This window comes from Streptomyces sp. CA-146814, from assembly GCF_050942385.1.
In the GTDB taxonomy this organism is placed as follows: domain Bacteria; phylum Actinomycetota; class Actinomycetes; order Streptomycetales; family Streptomycetaceae; genus Streptomyces.
On record NZ_CP192068.1, the window covers coordinates 817,912 to 833,242 of the forward strand.

At 72.8% G+C, this 15,331-nt stretch carries 14 protein-coding genes; 7 read left to right on the forward strand and 7 right to left on the reverse strand.

Annotated features, from left to right (window positions below):
• Positions 1-11: 11 nt before the first annotated feature.
• On the reverse strand, positions 12-452 hold the full coding sequence (locus ACQP09_RS03520; RefSeq protein WP_015607305.1) for an Lrp/AsnC family transcriptional regulator: 441 nt from the start codon (positions 450-452) through the stop codon (positions 12-14).
• 204 nt (positions 453-656) lie between these two features.
• Between ACQP09_RS03520 and ACQP09_RS03525 the strand changes: the two genes are divergently transcribed.
• Entirely contained in the window at positions 657-1,055 is a 399-nt protein-coding gene (locus tag ACQP09_RS03525) for a hypothetical protein (RefSeq protein WP_433395906.1), read from the forward strand.
• Between the two features lie 231 nt (positions 1,056-1,286).
• Positions 1,287-1,436 carry a hypothetical protein gene (locus tag ACQP09_RS03530; RefSeq protein WP_433395908.1) on the forward strand — a complete coding sequence of 50 codons (150 nt, stop codon included), beginning with the start codon at positions 1,287-1,289 and terminating at the stop codon, positions 1,434-1,436.
• Between the two features lie 40 nt (positions 1,437-1,476).
• Here the strand turns inward: ACQP09_RS03530 and ACQP09_RS03535 are convergent, their stop codons facing one another.
• Complete coding sequence (locus tag ACQP09_RS03535) at positions 1,477-2,649, reverse strand: acyl-CoA dehydrogenase family protein (RefSeq protein WP_433395909.1); 1,173 nt, start codon at positions 2,647-2,649, stop codon at positions 1,477-1,479.
• Positions 2,650-3,061: 412 nt separating this feature from the next.
• On the opposite strand from ACQP09_RS03535, the gene ACQP09_RS03540 reads away from it, so the two are divergent.
• On the forward strand, positions 3,062-4,330 hold the full coding sequence (locus tag ACQP09_RS03540) for a glycoside hydrolase family 18 protein (protein WP_433395911.1): 1,269 nt from the start codon (positions 3,062-3,064) through the stop codon (positions 4,328-4,330).
• Positions 4,331-4,413: 83 nt separating this feature from the next.
• On the opposite strand, the gene ACQP09_RS03545 is transcribed toward ACQP09_RS03540, so the two are convergent.
• Positions 4,414-4,569, reverse strand: coding sequence for an SCO1431 family membrane protein (locus ACQP09_RS03545; RefSeq protein ID WP_356211199.1), 156 nt, complete (start codon positions 4,567-4,569; stop codon positions 4,414-4,416).
• Positions 4,570-4,936: 367 nt separating this feature from the next.
• On the opposite strand from ACQP09_RS03545, the gene ACQP09_RS03550 reads away from it, so the two are divergent.
• Together ACQP09_RS03550 and ACQP09_RS03555 are read left to right on the forward strand one after the other, a co-directional pair.
• The gene (locus ACQP09_RS03550; RefSeq protein WP_433395913.1) at positions 4,937-5,536 is read left to right on the forward strand and encodes a hypothetical protein; all 600 of its coding nucleotides are present in this window, start codon (positions 4,937-4,939) and stop codon (positions 5,534-5,536) included.
• A gap of 168 nt (positions 5,537-5,704) precedes the next feature.
• Positions 5,705-7,237: a PepSY-associated TM helix domain-containing protein gene (locus ACQP09_RS03555; RefSeq protein WP_433395915.1), complete on the forward strand. Its 1,533-nt coding sequence runs from the start codon at positions 5,705-5,707 to the stop codon at positions 7,235-7,237.
• A 56-nt stretch (positions 7,238-7,293) separates the two neighbouring features.
• On the opposite strand, the gene ACQP09_RS03560 is transcribed toward ACQP09_RS03555, so the two are convergent.
• Complete coding sequence (locus ACQP09_RS03560) at positions 7,294-8,076, reverse strand: SAM-dependent methyltransferase (protein WP_433395917.1); 783 nt, start codon at positions 8,074-8,076, stop codon at positions 7,294-7,296.
• 59 nt (positions 8,077-8,135) lie between these two features.
• Entirely contained in the window at positions 8,136-9,503 is a 1,368-nt protein-coding gene (locus ACQP09_RS03565; protein WP_433395919.1) for a peptidase C39 family protein, read from the reverse strand.
• A gap of 186 nt (positions 9,504-9,689) precedes the next feature.
• Here ACQP09_RS03565 and ACQP09_RS03570 point away from each other — a divergent pair, with 186 nt between their 5' ends.
• Together ACQP09_RS03570 and ACQP09_RS03575 are read left to right on the forward strand one after the other, a co-directional pair.
• Positions 9,690-10,319, forward strand: coding sequence for a uridine kinase family protein (locus ACQP09_RS03570; protein ID WP_433395921.1), 630 nt, complete (start codon positions 9,690-9,692; stop codon positions 10,317-10,319).
• Between the two features lie 359 nt (positions 10,320-10,678).
• Entirely contained in the window at positions 10,679-12,634 is a 1,956-nt protein-coding gene (locus ACQP09_RS03575) for an AAA family ATPase (RefSeq protein WP_433406480.1), read from the forward strand.
• 69 nt (positions 12,635-12,703) lie between these two features.
• On the opposite strand, the gene ACQP09_RS03580 is transcribed toward ACQP09_RS03575, so the two are convergent.
• Positions 12,704-13,801, reverse strand: a complete 1,098-nt coding sequence (locus ACQP09_RS03580; protein WP_433395923.1) for a hemolysin family protein — start codon at positions 13,799-13,801, stop codon at positions 12,704-12,706.
• Positions 13,798-15,240, reverse strand: coding sequence for a hemolysin family protein (locus ACQP09_RS03585; RefSeq protein ID WP_433395925.1), 1,443 nt, complete (start codon positions 15,238-15,240; stop codon positions 13,798-13,800). Before ACQP09_RS03585 ends, ACQP09_RS03580 begins: the two co-directional genes overlap by 4 nt.
• Positions 15,241-15,331 lie beyond the last annotated feature (91 nt).

The window sequence follows — 15,331 nt, forward strand, 5'->3', positions numbered from 1 at the left end:
CCGCACCCCCCTCAGACGCGCGGCGGCCGGGCCTCGTACGGGGTGGAGAGGACGACGGTCGTCCGGGTCGAGACGCCGGCCAGCGTGCGGATCCGGGTCAGCAGGTGCTCCAGCTCCAGCGGGGTCGCCACGCGCACCTTGAGGATGTAGTTCTCGTCCCCGGCGACGCTGTGGCAGGCCTCCAGCTCCGGCACGCCCGCCAGCCGCTCGGCGATGTCGTCGGGCGCGCTGGGGTCGAACGGCTTCACCGAGATGAACGCGGTGAGGGGCAGCCCGACGGCCTCGGGGTCGACGACGGCGGCATAGCCGCGGATCACCCCGCGCTGCTCCAGCCTGCGGACGCGCTGATGAACGGCCGAGGTGGACAGGCCCGTGGCCTTGCCCAGGTCGGTGTAGCTCATCCGCCCGTCCTTGACGAGCAACTCCACGATCTGACGGTCCAGCTCCTCCATGCGGATCAACCTATGGCCCCGGACGCCTGTCGGCACAGTCGCACAAGGTCACGGAACGGCACCTGCGGGCGGCATGTGACGAACACCACAGACCTACGGGTCGGTAGCGGGGCCTCCGGCGGTTATCGGCCGCGAGCGGAGGGAAGTGCTTGCTGTGGTCGTGGCCGTGGCGCTGTGCCGGCCCACCCGAGGGGGGAAGATCCCATGCAGAGCATCAAGCTCACCGGACGTACCGAACCGGAGCCCGTCGATCCCGACGAGGACGACGGCGCCGATGTGTACGACATGTTCGAGATGTTCCGGGTGGTCTGCCCGGACTGCGCCCAGCCGATCGCGCTGCTGGCCGACGAGGACGTCCTGCCGGAGCACGCCCGGTGCCCCACCCCGTGGAACCCGTTCGTTCTCACCGTCTGCTCCGGCACCGGCCGTGCGGCGGCGGAGGCCCGGCCCGCCGACGAGACGCTGGAGCCCCAGGAGCAGGAGGCGGCGCTGCTGCTGACGCTCCCCCAGGGCCTCGACTGGCGGATGCAGCCCTTCTCCCACGCGGGCGGCCCTGGCTCCCGGCCGCTGCGGATTCCCCGGATGCGGCGCGAGGCGGCCTGAGCCGCCGTTCGCGGCCGTAGGGGTACGTTCCCGGGCGGGTGCTCGCGGGCACCCGCCGAACTGGCACTCGGTTCGGGCCGGCAGTGACCCGGCCGGCCCCGGCGCGTTGACCCCCGTATGACGACGCTGCATTCACCAGTCGGCTCGGGGCGCCGCCGGCTCGCTCCCCCGGCGCTCGAAGAATCGGTTCCGCAGCCACAGCCGCTGCCCCGGTCGACGGGGAACTCGCCGATGGCCTCCCCCGTCGACCCGCCCGTCTACAGCGCCCTGCTGCTCCACTGGCGCAGCAGCGGCCGGACCGTGCCGGGCCACCGCGACCCGGAGTGGACCCGGGCCGCCGCGCTTCCGGCCTGGTCGGACCGGCCGCCGGGGAGTGTCTGACCGTTCCGCCCACGCGGGACGTTCGGACACCTCCCGCGGGTCAGCGGGTCTCCGGGCCCGCCAGGTGGCGCGCGATGACCATGCGCTGGATCTGGTTGGTGCCTTCCACGATCTGGAGCACCTTGGCCTCGCGCATGAGCCGCTCGACCGAGAAGTCCAGCGTGTAGCCGTAGCCGCCGAGCACCTGGACGGCGTCGGTGGTCACGCGCATGGCCGCGTCCGTGCAGAAGAGCTTCGCCATGGCCGCCTGGCGGGAGAAGGGCTCTCCCGCGTCGCGCAGCCGTGCCGCCTCCAGGTAGAGCGCCCGGCCTGCCTCGATCTGGGTGGCCATGTCGGCGAGCATGAAGCGCAGCCCCTGGAAGTCCGCGATGGGGCGGCCGAACTGGCGCCGGTCGGTGGCGTACCGCACGGCCTCGTCCAGGGCCGCCTGGGCGACCCCGATGGCGCAGGCGGCGATGCCGAGGCGACCGGAGTCGAGCGCGGAGAGCGCGATGGCGAAGCCCTGGCCCTCCTCACCGATGCGGCGGTCGTCACCGACCCGTACGCCGTCGAAGTTGAGCTGGGCCGTGGGCGAGCCCTTCATCCCCATCTTCTTCTCGGGGAGCGCGGCGTTCAGGCCTTCGGCGTCGCCGGGGACGAGGAAGGCCGTGATGCCGCGGGGACCCTCGACGCCGGTGCGGGCGAGGACGGTGTAGAAGTCGGCGACGCCGCCGTGGGTGATCCACGCCTTGGTGCCGGTGATGACCCAGTCGTCGCCGTCGCGTACGGCCTCGGTGCGCAGGGACGCGGCGTCGGAGCCGGAGGCGGGCTCGGAGAGGCAGTAGGCGCCCAGCAGGCCGCCGGAGAGCATCGCCGGAAGGTGCGCGGCCTGCTGCTCCTCGGTGCCGTAACCGGCGAGCGCGTGGCAGGCCAGGGAGTGGACGCTGACGCCGAGGCCGACGGTGAGGCGGGCCGCGGCCAGCTCCTCCAGCACCTGGAGGTAGACCTCGTAGGGCTGGTCGCCGCCGCCGTGGGCGGAGCCGTAGGGAAGTCCGAGGAGGCCGGATTCGGAGAGGAGGGTGAAGACCTCGCGCGGGAAGTGGCCGGCTTCCTCCTCCTCGGCCGCCCGGGGGGCGATCTCCTTGGACACGATGTCGCGGACGAGCGCGACGAGCTGCCGGGACTCCTCGGTGGGCAGACGGCGTTCCACCGGCTGCGGGGCACGGTCGGACATGACGGCGCTCTCCTCCCTGTCGGGCGTTGCGACGGTCGCGCGCTCGGGGTGTGAGAGGCGCCGCCGGGTGATCTCCCGGAGCGGAGCCGGGAAAAAGCAGACTGCCCAGCCGATCCTGCCCTCCCGGGTCTCGGGGGGGCGCGGGTCAGCGGCTGTGGCGGGTTGAGTATGCCCGATCGGATGCCTTCCGTCACGGGTGAAGGGCTGGTCAAAGGGGCTGGAGCGCCTCACGAAGATCCGTGAATTGGTCCGAACCATTGACCCAACTGGTCTAGTCCTTCTACGGTTTCCCCCACGAACGCCCTACCGCGTTCATGTCAAACCGGGCGCGTACGGCCCGGAGTTCGACCCGCACCCCCCACGCGTTCGACCCGCACCCCCATGCACCAGCCCTCCCCCACGAGGAGCCACGATGCTCACACCGCACCGTCCCCGCGCCCGGCTCCGGGCGCTCGCCGCGGCCGTCTGTACGGTGGCGCTCGGCGCCACCCTGCTCGGCGTCGCGGGCATGGCCCCGGCCGGCGCCGCCCCCGCCGCCCGGCCGGCCGCCGCCCCCGCCGAGGCCGCCCCCACAGCGGCCGGCGACAAGGTGATCGGATACTTCACCAACTGGGGCACGTACGACCGCAATTACCACGTCAAGAACATCGTGACGTCAGGTTCGGCGGAGAAGCTCACCCACATCAACTACGCCTTCGGCAACGTGCAGAACGGCACGTGCACGATCGGCGACTCCTACGCCGACTACGAGAAGGCCTACACGGCCGAGGAGTCCGTCGACGGGGTCGCCGACACCTGGGACCAGGAACTGCGCGGCAACTTCAACCAGTTGCGCAAGCTGAAGGAGCTCCACCCGGACATCAAGGTGCTCTGGTCGTTCGGCGGCTGGAGCTGGTCCGGCGGGTTCGGTGAGGCCGCGCAGAACCCGGCCGCGTTCGCCAAGTCCTGCTACGACCTGGTGGAGGACCCGCGGTGGGCCGATGTCTTCGACGGCATCGACATCGACTGGGAGTACCCCAATGCCTGCGGTCTGACCTGTGACACGAGCGGCCGGGACGCCTACGGCGAACTGCTCGGCGAGCTGCGCAAGTCCTTCGGGAACGACAACCTGATCACTTCGGCGATCACCGCGGACGGCTCCGACGGCGGCAAGATCGACGCGGTGGACTACGCGGGCGCGGCGAAGCACCTCGACTGGTACCTGCCGATGACGTACGACTTCTTCGGCGCTTTCGCGGCGCAGGGCCCGACAGCCCCGCACTCCCCGCTGACCTCCTACCCGGGCATCCCGACGGAGGGCTTCAACTCCGACGCGGCGATCTCCAAGCTGAAGTCGCTCGGCATCCCGTCGGAGAAGCTGCTGCTCGGCATCGGCTTCTACGGCCGCGGCTGGACCGGCGTCACCCAGACCGAGCCGGGCGGCAGCGCGACCGGCGCGGCGAAGGGCACGTACGAGGACGGCATCGAGGACTACAAGGTCCTCAAGGGCAGCTGCCCCGTCTCGGGCACGGTGGCCGGTACGGCGTACGCGCACTGCGGGAACGACTGGTGGAGCTACGACACCCCGGAGACCATCGGCACCAAGATGGAGTACAAGAACGAACAGGGTCTGGGAGGCACGTTCTTCTGGGAGCTGAGCGGTGACACCACGAACGGCGAGCTGATCAAGGCGATCGACTGACCGGCCACGGACCTACGCGGACCGTGGGGGTGGGGTGCCGGCCGGGCACCCCACCCCTTTCGCGGCTCCGGGGCCGGGGCGGGTCACATCAGTCCGGCCTGGGTGACGAACATGGCGAGCACGACCACGAGGGCCCACCCCGCGAGGTGCTCCAGCAGCCCGGGGCCGTCGTCGTCCGGGCCGCCGGTGCGGGCGCGGCGGACGTGGTGGGCGTTCTGTGCGGCGGTGGTCGCGGTCATGGCGTCTCGCTGTTCGTCGAACTCCGGCTGAGGCCCCCCTGGCCCGACCACAGTGCCAGCCAGGAGCGCGGCGCGAAACGAGATCCGGGTCACCGCTCGGACGGCCCGGGGCAGCTCGGTCCCCTGATACGGCAAGGGTTCCGGGGCCCGTGGAGCCGGGGCGGGAGGGGCTGCTGTGGGCGACGCCACAGGACGGCAGACAGAAACTTCGTACGGGCTTCCGTACGAGAAGTCGTACGAGAAGTCGTACGGGAACTTTTTCGGCCATCTGGCCGACTACTGGCCCATGGAAAGAGACCGCGTGGCAAGAGACAGCGCCGGCGGCCCCCGGGGCGGAGCGTGCGCGGCGGCTGGCTACCTTGTCTCCATGCGTGCACGGGGCGGCTGGCCGACGCGAGCGGCCAGGGGCCTGCTCTGCGGCTCCGCCTGCCTGCTTCTCGGTGCCGTGAGCCATGTCGCGGCGGGCGGACGGCTGCCCGGTGCGGGGGTGCTCGCCCTTCTGCTCCTCGCGCTCAGCCTCCAGGGCGCCCTGCTCTTCGGCGGCCGGCGGCGCCGCTTCGACGTCGTGACGCTGGTGCTGGGCGGTACGCAGTTCGCGCTGCACGGTGCCTTCCACTTCCTCCCGGCGTCCGGCGGAGGCCGGCACTCCGCCATGACTCCCGGGGGCGAGCACCACGCGTCCGGGCCGTCCGGCGGTCACGACGGCGGGCACGCCATGGACCCCGGCATGGCTCTCGCCCATGCGGCGGCCACCCTCGGAACGGCCCTCTGCGTGATCTACGGGGAGCGGGTGCTGCGGCGCCTCGCGGCCCTGCTCGTCCCCCGCGTCGCCCTCCGGACCGCCCCTCCCCTCCCCTGCCTGCCCCGGTCGCGCCCGGTGCCGCCGGTGGTCGCGCGGATCCGGTTCGGGGCGCTCCTCGCCCGGTCCTGTCACCGGCGTGGGCCGCCGGTGGCGACCGCGGCCTGACGGGCCCGCACCCAGCCTCGCGAGCGCCGGAGCCGATCCGGCGCCCTGAGGCGTACGTGCGGGTGCCGCCGGGTCGCCAACGCCACCTCGTCCCACCGCCCGGGCAGAACCCGGCCCCCACCGGCAGGTCGCCGAGTCTTCCTCCGCCCTGCCCTCCGAGGAGCACCCATGTCTCGCAGCACCGAAGAAATACCGCAGAACGACCACGACCCCACCGGCGCCGCGACAAGCGAGCCGGACAGCGACAGACCGGACGCCCTCACGAAACCGGCCGCCACCGACACGGCGGACGCCGCCACCGAACCCGCCGACGGCCCCGGCCGGCCCCGCTCCTGGGACGCCGTACGCCACCTCCTCGTCCGGCTGCACTTCTACTCCGGGGTCCTCGTCGCCCCCTTCCTGCTGGTGGCCGCCCTGACCGGGCTCGCCTACACGCTCACACCCCAGCTCGACCAGCTCGTCTACGGTGACCAGTTGCGGGTCGAGCGGGTCGGGGACGCGCCCCGGCCGCTGGCCGAGCAGATCGCCGCCGCGCGGGCGGCCTACCCCGAAGGCACCACGGCGTCGGTGATCACCCCGTCGGGTCCCGAGGACACCACGCGGGTGGTGCTCGCGGTGCCGGAGCTGGGCGAGAACCAGCGCACGGTCTTCGTCGACCCCTACACCGCCGAGGTACGGGGCGAGCTGACGACCTGGTTCGGGTCGACGCCGCTCACCACCTGGCTCGACGACCTCCACCGCAACCTCCACCTCGGCGAGTTCGGCCGCCTGTACTCCGAGGTCGCCGCGAGCTGGCTCTGGGTGGCCGTCGCGGGCGGGCTCGTCCTGTGGATCGGGCGCAGCCGTGGACAGCGTGCCAAGTCGGCGCGGGGTGTGCTGGTTCCGGACCGCAAGGCCCGTGGGGTGCGCCGGACGCGCAGCTGGCACGCGGCCACCGGGGTGTGGCTGGCTCTGGGGCTGCTGTTCCTGAGCGCCACCGGTCTGACCTGGTCGAACTATGCCGGTGAGCGGTTCGGCCGGCTGCTGGACGCGGCCGGCGGCAACGCCCCGGCCCTCGACACCGCGCTCCCGGGCGCGGAGGCTCCCGCCGAGGACCACTCGGACCACGCCGGTCACGGCGGCTCCGGCGAAGCGACGGCCGACGCCGACCCGGCCGGCTTCGACACGGCCCTCGCGGCGGCCCGGGACGCGGGTCTCGGCGGCACGGTGGTGGTCACGCCCGCGGCGGACGCGGCGAGCGCGTGGACCGTGGCGCAGAACGACAACGTCTGGCCGGTGCACTACGACCGGGTCGCCGTGGACGTGGCCGGCGGCGAGGTCACCGCGCGCACCTACTGGGCCGACCACCCGGCCCTGTCCAAGCTCAGCAAGCTGGGCGTGCAGGGGCACATGGGCGTGCTGTTCGGAGTCGTCAACCAGATCGTCCTGGCGGTGATCGCGCTGGGTCTGACGGCGGTGATCGTCTGGGGCTACCGCATGTGGTGGCAGCGACGGCCCACCCGCGACGACCGCCGCGCGCCCGTCGGCCGGGCCCCGGAGCGCGGCGCCTGGCGGCGGCTGCCGCTGCCGGTCCTGATCCTGGGCGTCCCGGCGGTCATCGCCCTGGGCTGGGCGCTGCCGGTCCTCGGCGTGACGCTGGCCGCGTTCCTGGTGGTCGACGTGGTGGTGGGCGCGGTACGGCGACAGCGGCGTACCGCCTGAGTGTCCGGTACGAGGCGCCCGGCCGGGACCACCCGGCCGGGCGCCTCACCGTGACGTCACTTCCGGCCGACGCCCGCGTACATCGCGACGTCCGGCACCGCCTGCTCCGGCCGCCACGCCGAGCAGGACACCACGCCGGGCTCCAGCAGCTCCAGGCCGTCGAAGTAGCGCGCGACGGCGGCGGGGGTCCGCTGGGTGAGCTTCGGGGTGCCGTGCTCGTTCCAGAAGGCCACCGCCTCGTCGACGTCCGGCATGTCGGGGTGCGTGACCGTGTGGGACAGGACGAGGTGGCTGCCGGGGGCGAGCGCGTCCATGAGGCGGCGGACGAGGGCGTACGACTCCTCGTCGTCCTCGATGAAGATGACGACGCCGAGCAGCATCAGCGCGACCGGCTGCGAGAGGTCGAGCGTCTTCGCCGCCGCGGCCAGGATCGTGTCGATGTCCCGCAGATCCGCGTCCAGGTAGTCGGTGCGCCCCTCGGGCGTCCCCACCAGCAGAGCGCGCGCGTGCGCCAGGACGAGCGGGTCGTTGTCCACGTACACGACCCGCGCGTCCGGGGCGGCGCGCTGGGCGACCTCGTGCGTGTTGTCGGCGCTCGGCAGCCCCGTACCGATGTCCAGGAACTGCCGGATGCCCTCCTGACCGGCCAGGTGGCGGACCGCCCGGCCCAGGAACAGCCGGTCCGCCTTCGCGTACTCCCCGATGCCGGGGTGCAGCGCCCGGATCCGGTCGCCGGCCTCCCGGTCGACGGGGTAGTGGTCCTTCCCGCCGGTCCAGTAGTTCCATATCCGGGCGGTGTGCGGCCGGGTCGTGTCGATACGCGATGCGATGTCGGTCACCGCGTCAACTTATCGCACGCTCCGGTCAACTCTCTTGATTCAAGGCCTCCTTGACGGAGTCAGAGCAGCCCGAGCGACCGCAGCACGCGGCGCTGTCCCGGTGTCGGCCCCGACGGCCAGTACACGTAACAGACCCCGCCCGTACCGCTGCGGACCTGGCCGTTCGCGTTGTAGCGCTTGGTGCGGAGCCAGATGTTCTCCCAGTCGCGCCGCGGGTAGACGCGGCGGACCGCCTCGTTGTCCGGCGAAGCCGGATCGTTGGCGATCACGTCACCCTCGCGGGTGAAGCCGACCACCGCCATCAGGTGGCCCGCCGTCCCGTAACCCGCTCCGGGCAGCTCCTCCTGGAGGAAGGACTGCGAGGTGATGACGGGGATTCCCGCGTGGACCAGCCGCTCCAGGTCGGTGAGCGAGCCGAGGCGGGTGACGACCGCGTTCAGGTCGCGGTAGGTGGCGGCGTAGGCGGCGTTGAAGGGCCAGTTGCCGCAGCCGCCGTACTGGTAGTCGTACGTGTAGCGGGCGGCGTGGCAGACCTGCGGGTCGGGCAGGCCGGGCCGGACCCAGGCGAGGTCCTCGGCGGTCGGCTTGCGGCCCCAGTACTCGACGATCATCTGCGAGGAGGTCGGGCTGCACCACGCCTCGCCGCCGTTGTCGTACTCCGGGTACTGGCCGATGTGGACGTTCTGCGAGTAGCGCGGGACCCGCAGTTCGCGGGCGTGGACCGGGGTGGTCGCCGGGACGGTGAAGCGGTCGGGGATGTCGGAGGCCATCGCGCCGACGCGCCGGACCGTGGGGGTCAGGCGGCTGCCCGGGGTGCGGTACAGGGTGAGGCGGAGGCGGTACGCGACGAAACGTACGCCGCTCGCCGAGTCGTCCACCGAGAGCGTGTCGGTCCAGACCGAGCTGTGCGGGTCGCCCTGGTCGTCCACCGAGGTGCGGCGGATGTCGCCGTCGCCGGAGGCCCAGCGGCCCATCACGAACCACGGGGTGGTGGTGGAGTCGGCGTAGCTGGCGCTGAGCTCGACGGCGATCCAGGTGCCCGCGGGCGTACGGGCGTTCCAGGAGGTGATCAGTTCGGTGGCGGGGACGGCGGTGCGGTGGAGCGGCGAGGTCCAGGTGGCGTACTCCCAGGCGGCCGTCCGGCCCGTGTGCGGGTCGGTGTAGTCGGTGCGGCCCGTGGCGGTGGCGATGGCCAGGCCGGGGCGGACGCCGGCGAAAACGCGGGTGCCGTCGCCGGAGCCCCAGCGCCAGTCGGTGTACGTGTGCCAGAAACGGTTGTCCACGAGAGGTGCGGCTGCCTGGGGTGCGGAGGGTGTCGACGCGGAAGCGGCGGATGCGGGTCCGGTGGATGCGGCGGTGCCCGCTCCGGCCGCTGCTGCCGCGAGTGCGGCGGTCAGGACGGTCCTGCGTGAGGTCGGACTGGTCATGGGCGAAACCCCCGGGTCATGGGTGGGAGTGGGGCTGCGGATGCCGATCGGTGCGCCAACTATCCCGGCTCCGGGCGCGGTCGGGCCAGCTTTTCGGCCTGCGCCGCGCCACCAATATGGGTCTGGACCACTGGCGTGACCTGCGGCGCGCCGGGCCCACCGGCCTCCGGCCCGTACGCTGGACGCATGAACGACCTGGCCCGCCACGCCGCCGACCTGCGCTCGCTGCCCGCCTCCTGCGGGCCGGTCCGGCTCGTCGCGGTGGACGGGCACGCGGGGTCCGGCAAGAGCACGTTCGCCGGGCGGCTGGCGGAGGCTCTGGGGGGTGCGCCGGTGCTCCATGTGGACGATCTCGCCACCCACGAGGAGCTGTTCGGCTGGGTCGGACGGCTGCGGGGCCAGGTGCTCCTGCCCCTCGCGCGCGGCGAGGCGGCCCAGTACGCGCCGTACGACTGGACCGAGCGGCGCTTCGGCCCCGCGCGGACCCTGGAGCCGGCCCCGGTGGTCCTGGTCGAGGGTGTCGGGGCGGGCCGCCGGGAGGTGCGGCCGTGGCTGGCGGCGCTCTGCTGGATGGAGCTGGAGCGGGAGGCCTCCTGGGGGCGCGGGAGGGCGCGGGACGGCGCGGGGCTCACGGAGTTCTGGAACGGGTGGACCGCCGCCGAGGCGGCGCACTTCGCCGAGGACCCTTCACGTCCGTACGCCGATCTGCTGGTACGTCAGGTGCCGGAGGGATACACGTGGCAGGAGGGGCCCGGCGCGACAGCGGGAGCGAACCGTTTCGTCACCGACGGTAAGCAGCACACACCGCCGTACTGAGCAGTCGGAAATCAGCCGGGAAGTGCCCCAACTCGGCTTGACCGAGGGGCCTTACTGGTCTTACGTTCTCATTGTGCGGCTTTTCGGAGCCCCCACAGACGCGAAGCCCCCGGTTGTTCCCCCGTGATCGGGGGCTTCGTCCTGTGCGCGCCCCGCCGCCCGGCGACCACGCAGAGCGATCCGCTCACCCTCGGTCACCACCCGCCCGGTCCGCCGTTGACCGGCTCGCTCCCCCTTGCGCAGGTACGATGCACCCCGGTGCGGTCAATTCCCTTCCTCCGCGCAGTGATTCGGCACGCTCAGGTGGGCATGCTGTGCGGGCGGGACATCCTGGGGGAACGGTTGGCGTGGGGGACCTGATGGACATCGGCACACCGGGCGCACACGCCCCCGCCGACCTCGCCTGGCTGCGCGGCATGGACGCCTACACGATGGGCGCCTATCCGCAGGCCGAGGAGGAGTTCAGAGCTGCGGTACGGATCGATCCCGGCATGGCGGACGGCTGGCTCGGCCTCCACGCGCTGCGCATCGACACCGCCACCGCGCTGTTACGCATGTACCGGCACCGCGACCGCTTCGGCGAACAGCGGGCCCGGCACCGGCGGCCGCTCAACTCCTGGTACTGGCTGGGCTGGTGGGTGCAGCCGCTGCTGGAGAGCCCGCGTGATCTGCTGCTCGCCCACGCCTCGCACTGGCTGGACGGACGCCATGTGCCGGAGTTGGACCGGGCGTTGGCGGGGCTGCCGCCGGTGGACACGGATGCGCAGGTGCGGTTCCTGCACGCCTGCCGCTCGTATCTGGTCAAGGACTGGGAGCAGCTGGTCCGTTACACCGAACAGCTCGTCGACGATCCCATGCTCGGCATCGAGGCGGGGCTCTTCGGCGGTATGGCCCGGGTCCGGCTGGAGATGTACGGGCAGGCCGAACCGCTGCTCTCCGCCGCCCTGATGCGCTGCCGCAGCGAGCAGCCGCAGCGCAAGGAGCTGCGCTACTGGCTGGCGCGGGCCCACGAGGGGACCGGGCGCAGTGCGGCGGCGCTGCCGCTGTACCGGGCGGTGCACCGGGTCGACCCGGCGTTCATGGACACCTCGGCCCGCCTCGCGGCGATCTCGGAGGGCGACGGGTACGACGAGTCCGCCGACCTGGCCGCCGTGATGCTGACCGGATTCGGAGCGGGAGGGGCGGGGAGCACGGGCGCCGAGGCGCTGGTGGACGGCGACGCGGCGCTGGGGACGGATCTGGTGGACGGCCGCGAGCCGTGGCCGATCGGTGACGCCGGGCTGCTCGGCGATGGTGACGGAGGCGGGAACGGGGCCGGGGACGGGGGCGGAGGCGGCTCGGCGCCTTCTCCGACCGGCCCGGTCGAAGGCGTACGGCGGACGAAGACGCGGAAGCCGCCGGCGTTCCCGGCCGGGCCGAGCGATCCGGTCCTGCTGGCCGAGGCGCTGGCCCAACTGGAGCGCATGGTCGGCCTGGAGCCGGTGAAGCGACAGGTGAAGGCGCTCTCCGCGCAGCTCAACATGGCCCGGCTCCGGGCCGAGCAGGGGCTCCCGGTCCAGCCGCCGAAGCGCCACTTCGTCTTCTCCGGCCCCTCCGGCACCGGCAAGACCACGGTGGCCCGCATCCTCGGCCGGGTCTTCTACGCGCTGGGGCTCCTCGGCGGCGACCATCTGATCGAGGCCCAACGCGCCGACCTGGTGGGCGAGTTCCTGGGCCAGACGGCGGTGAAGGCCAACGAGCTGATCGACTCGGCGCTCGGCGGGGTGCTCTTCGTCGACGAGGCGTACAGCCTGGCCAACTCCGGTTACAGCAAGGGCGATGCGTACGGCGACGAGGCCCTCCAGGTCCTCCTGAAGCGGGCCGAGGACAACCGGGACCACCTCGTCGTCATCCTCGCGGGGTACCCGGAAGGCATGGACCGCCTCCTCGCCACCAACCCCGGGCTCTCCTCCCGGTTCACCAGCCGGGTCGACTTCCCCAGCTACCGGCCGCTCGAACTCACCGCGATCGGCAGCGTGCTGGCCGCCGAGAACGACGACGTGTGGGACGAGGAGGCGGTCGACGAGCTGCGCTCCATCAGCGGTCATGTGGTGGACCAGGGCTGGATCGACGAGCTGGGCAACGGCCGCTTCCTGCGCACGCTGTACGAGAAGAGCTGCGCCTACCGCGATCTGCGGCTCTCCGGCTATCCGGGGACGCTGAGCCGGGAGGACCTGTCCACGCTCCGGCTGCCGGACCTGATGCAGGCGTACGGCGAGGTGCTGTCAGGGCGCGGCCCGGTGGGGCGGGGGAAGCAGGAGCCGGGCGGGGTGTGAGGCCTCAGGAGCGGCCCGTACGGGGGTGGGCCGGGCCGGTCTCTCCCGCCCGGCCCACCCCCATACCCCTCAGGAGACCAGCGCCCGGTCCTCCGCACCCGCCGCGTCCACCGTGCGCAGCGGCACCGGGACCACCCGGTGGGCCGGGTCGCGGACCTCGCCGACCAGGGTCTCCAGGACGTCCTCCATCGCCACCAGGCCGAGGACGCGGCCCGAGCCGTCCGCGACCTGGGCCAGGTGCGTCGCGGCGCGGCGCATCACCGTCAGGGCGTCGTCGAGCGGGAGTTCGGCCCGCACGGTGGTCATCGGGCGCCAGAGCTGCTGCGGGACCGCCCGGTCGGCGTCCTCCAGGTCCAGGACGTCCTTGACGTGCAGGTAGCCCATGAAGGGGCCTTCGCCGCCCGCCGCGCAGACGGGGAAGCGGGAGAAGCCGGTCCGTACCGTCAGCTCCTCGATCCGGCGCGGCGTCACCGACGGGTCCACGGTCACCAGCCCGTCCCGCTCCAGCAGGACATCGGTCACCGGCCGGCTGCCGAGGACCAGCGCGTCCTCCAGCCGCTCCTGCGCCTCCGGGCCGAGCAGCCCGGCCTGGCCGGAGTCCTCGACCAGGCGGTTGAGCTGCTCGCTGGTGAAGACGGCCTCCACCTCGTCCTTGGGTTCGACCCCGAAGCCGCGCAGCACCGCACCGGCGCAGGCGCCCAGCGCGGTGGTGACCGGACGGCAGAGCCGGGCGAAGGCGACCAGGCCGGGGCTGAGCCAGAGCGCGGTGCGCTCGGGAGCCGCCATCGCGAGGTTCTTCGGCACCATCTCGCCGATGACCAGGTGCAGGGCGACGACGAGCGCGAGCGCCAGCGCGAAGCCGAGCGGGTGGATGAGCCCTTCGGGGATGTGGAGCAGGTGGAAGACCGGCTCCAGGAGGCGGGCCACGGTCGGCTCGGCGACGGCTCCGAGGGTGAGCGAGCAGACGGTGATGCCGAACTGCGCGGCGGCCATCATGCGCGGCAGGTTCTCCAGCCCGTACAGGACCGTGCGGGCGCGGCTCGATCCTTGGGCGGCCAGCGGTTCGATCTGGCTGCGGCGGACGGAGACGAGGGCGAACTCGGCACCGACGAAGAAGCCGTTGGCCAGGACGAGGAAGGCGGCGAAGAGGAGTTGGAGCAGGCTCATCGCACGGCCTCCAGCAGGGCGGGGGCGGGCTCCGGCAGAGTGGGGGCGGGCTCCGGCAGGGCGGGTACGGATGCGTCCGGTGCGCCGTGTGCCGGTGCCTTCAGCAGGGCTCGTACGGGCTCCTGCGGGCCGGGAAGCCGGGTGAAGCGGACCTGCTCCGCTCGGTTGTGGCCGACCCGGCGGACGGTGATCCGCCAGCCGGGGAGTCCGATCCGGTCGCCCGGCGCGGGGATGCGGCCGAGCAGGTCGGCGACGAGCCCGGCGACGGTCTCGTACGGCCCCTCCGGCAGCTCCAGACCGGCCCGGCGCAAGGTGTGGACCCGGCAGCTGCCTTCGGCGTCCCAGGCCAGGTGGCCGTCCTCGCCGGTGGCGGCGGTGAGTTCGGGGCGGTCGGAGCCCTCTGCGTCGTGCTCGTCGCGGACCTCGCCGACGAGCTCCTCGATGATGTCCTCCAGGGTGACGACCCCGGCGGTGCCGCCGTACTCGTCGACCACGACGGCTATCGGCTGCTCATGGCGCAGCCGCCGCAGCAGCCGCTCGACGGGCAGGGTGCCGGGCACCAGGAGCGGGGCGACGGCGATCCGGCCGGCCGGGGTGCGCAGGCGCTCGTGGGCGGGGACGGCGAGGGCGTCCTTGAGGTGGACCATGCCGACGACCTCGTCGATGCGGTCCCGGTAGACCGGGAAGCGGGAGAGGCCGGTGGCGCGGGTGAGGTTGAGGACGTCCGCGGCGGTCGCGGAGGAGTGCAGGGCGTTCACCTTCACGCGGGGGGTCATGACGTGCTGGGCGGTGAGCCCGGCGAGCGACAGGGTCCGTACGAAGAGGTCGGCGGTGTCCTGTTCCAGGGCGCCGGCCTCGGCGGAGTGGCGGGCCAGGGAGACCAGTTCGCCGGGGGTGCGGGCGGAGGCCAGCTCGTCGGTGGGCTCGACGCCGAAGAGCCGGACCAGCCGGTTGGCCAGCGTGTTCAGCGCGGTGATGACGGGCCGCAGCAGCGTGGCGAAGCGGGCCTGCGGTCCGGCGACGAAGCGGGCGACCTGGAGCGGCCGGGAGACCGCCCAGTTCTTCGGGACGAGTTCGCCGACGACCATCTGGACGGCGGAGGCCAGGAGCATCCCGATGACGATGCCGACGCCCGGGACCGCGCCGGCGGGCAGTCCGGTGGCGGTGAGGGGTCCGGCGAGCAGCTGGGCGAGGGCCGGTTCGGCGAGCATGCCGACGACCAAGGAGGTGATGGTGATGCCGAGCTGGGTGCCGGAAAGCTGGAAGGAGAGTTCGCGCAGGGCGTGGACGACGGTACGGGCCCGCCGGTCGCCTTCGGCGGCCGCGCGTTCGGCGTCGGGCCGGTCCACGGTGACGAGCCCGAACTCGGCCGCCACGAAGAATCCGTTGGCGAGGATGAGGAGGAAGGCCGCCGCGAGGAGCAGCAGAGGGGTGGTCATGAGGCCGCCGCCTCCGGTGAAGGGGCGGCGCAGGTACTACCGGACGATCCGTCCATTGCTGGAGGGAGTCACTCCTTGGGTCGAAGGAAGG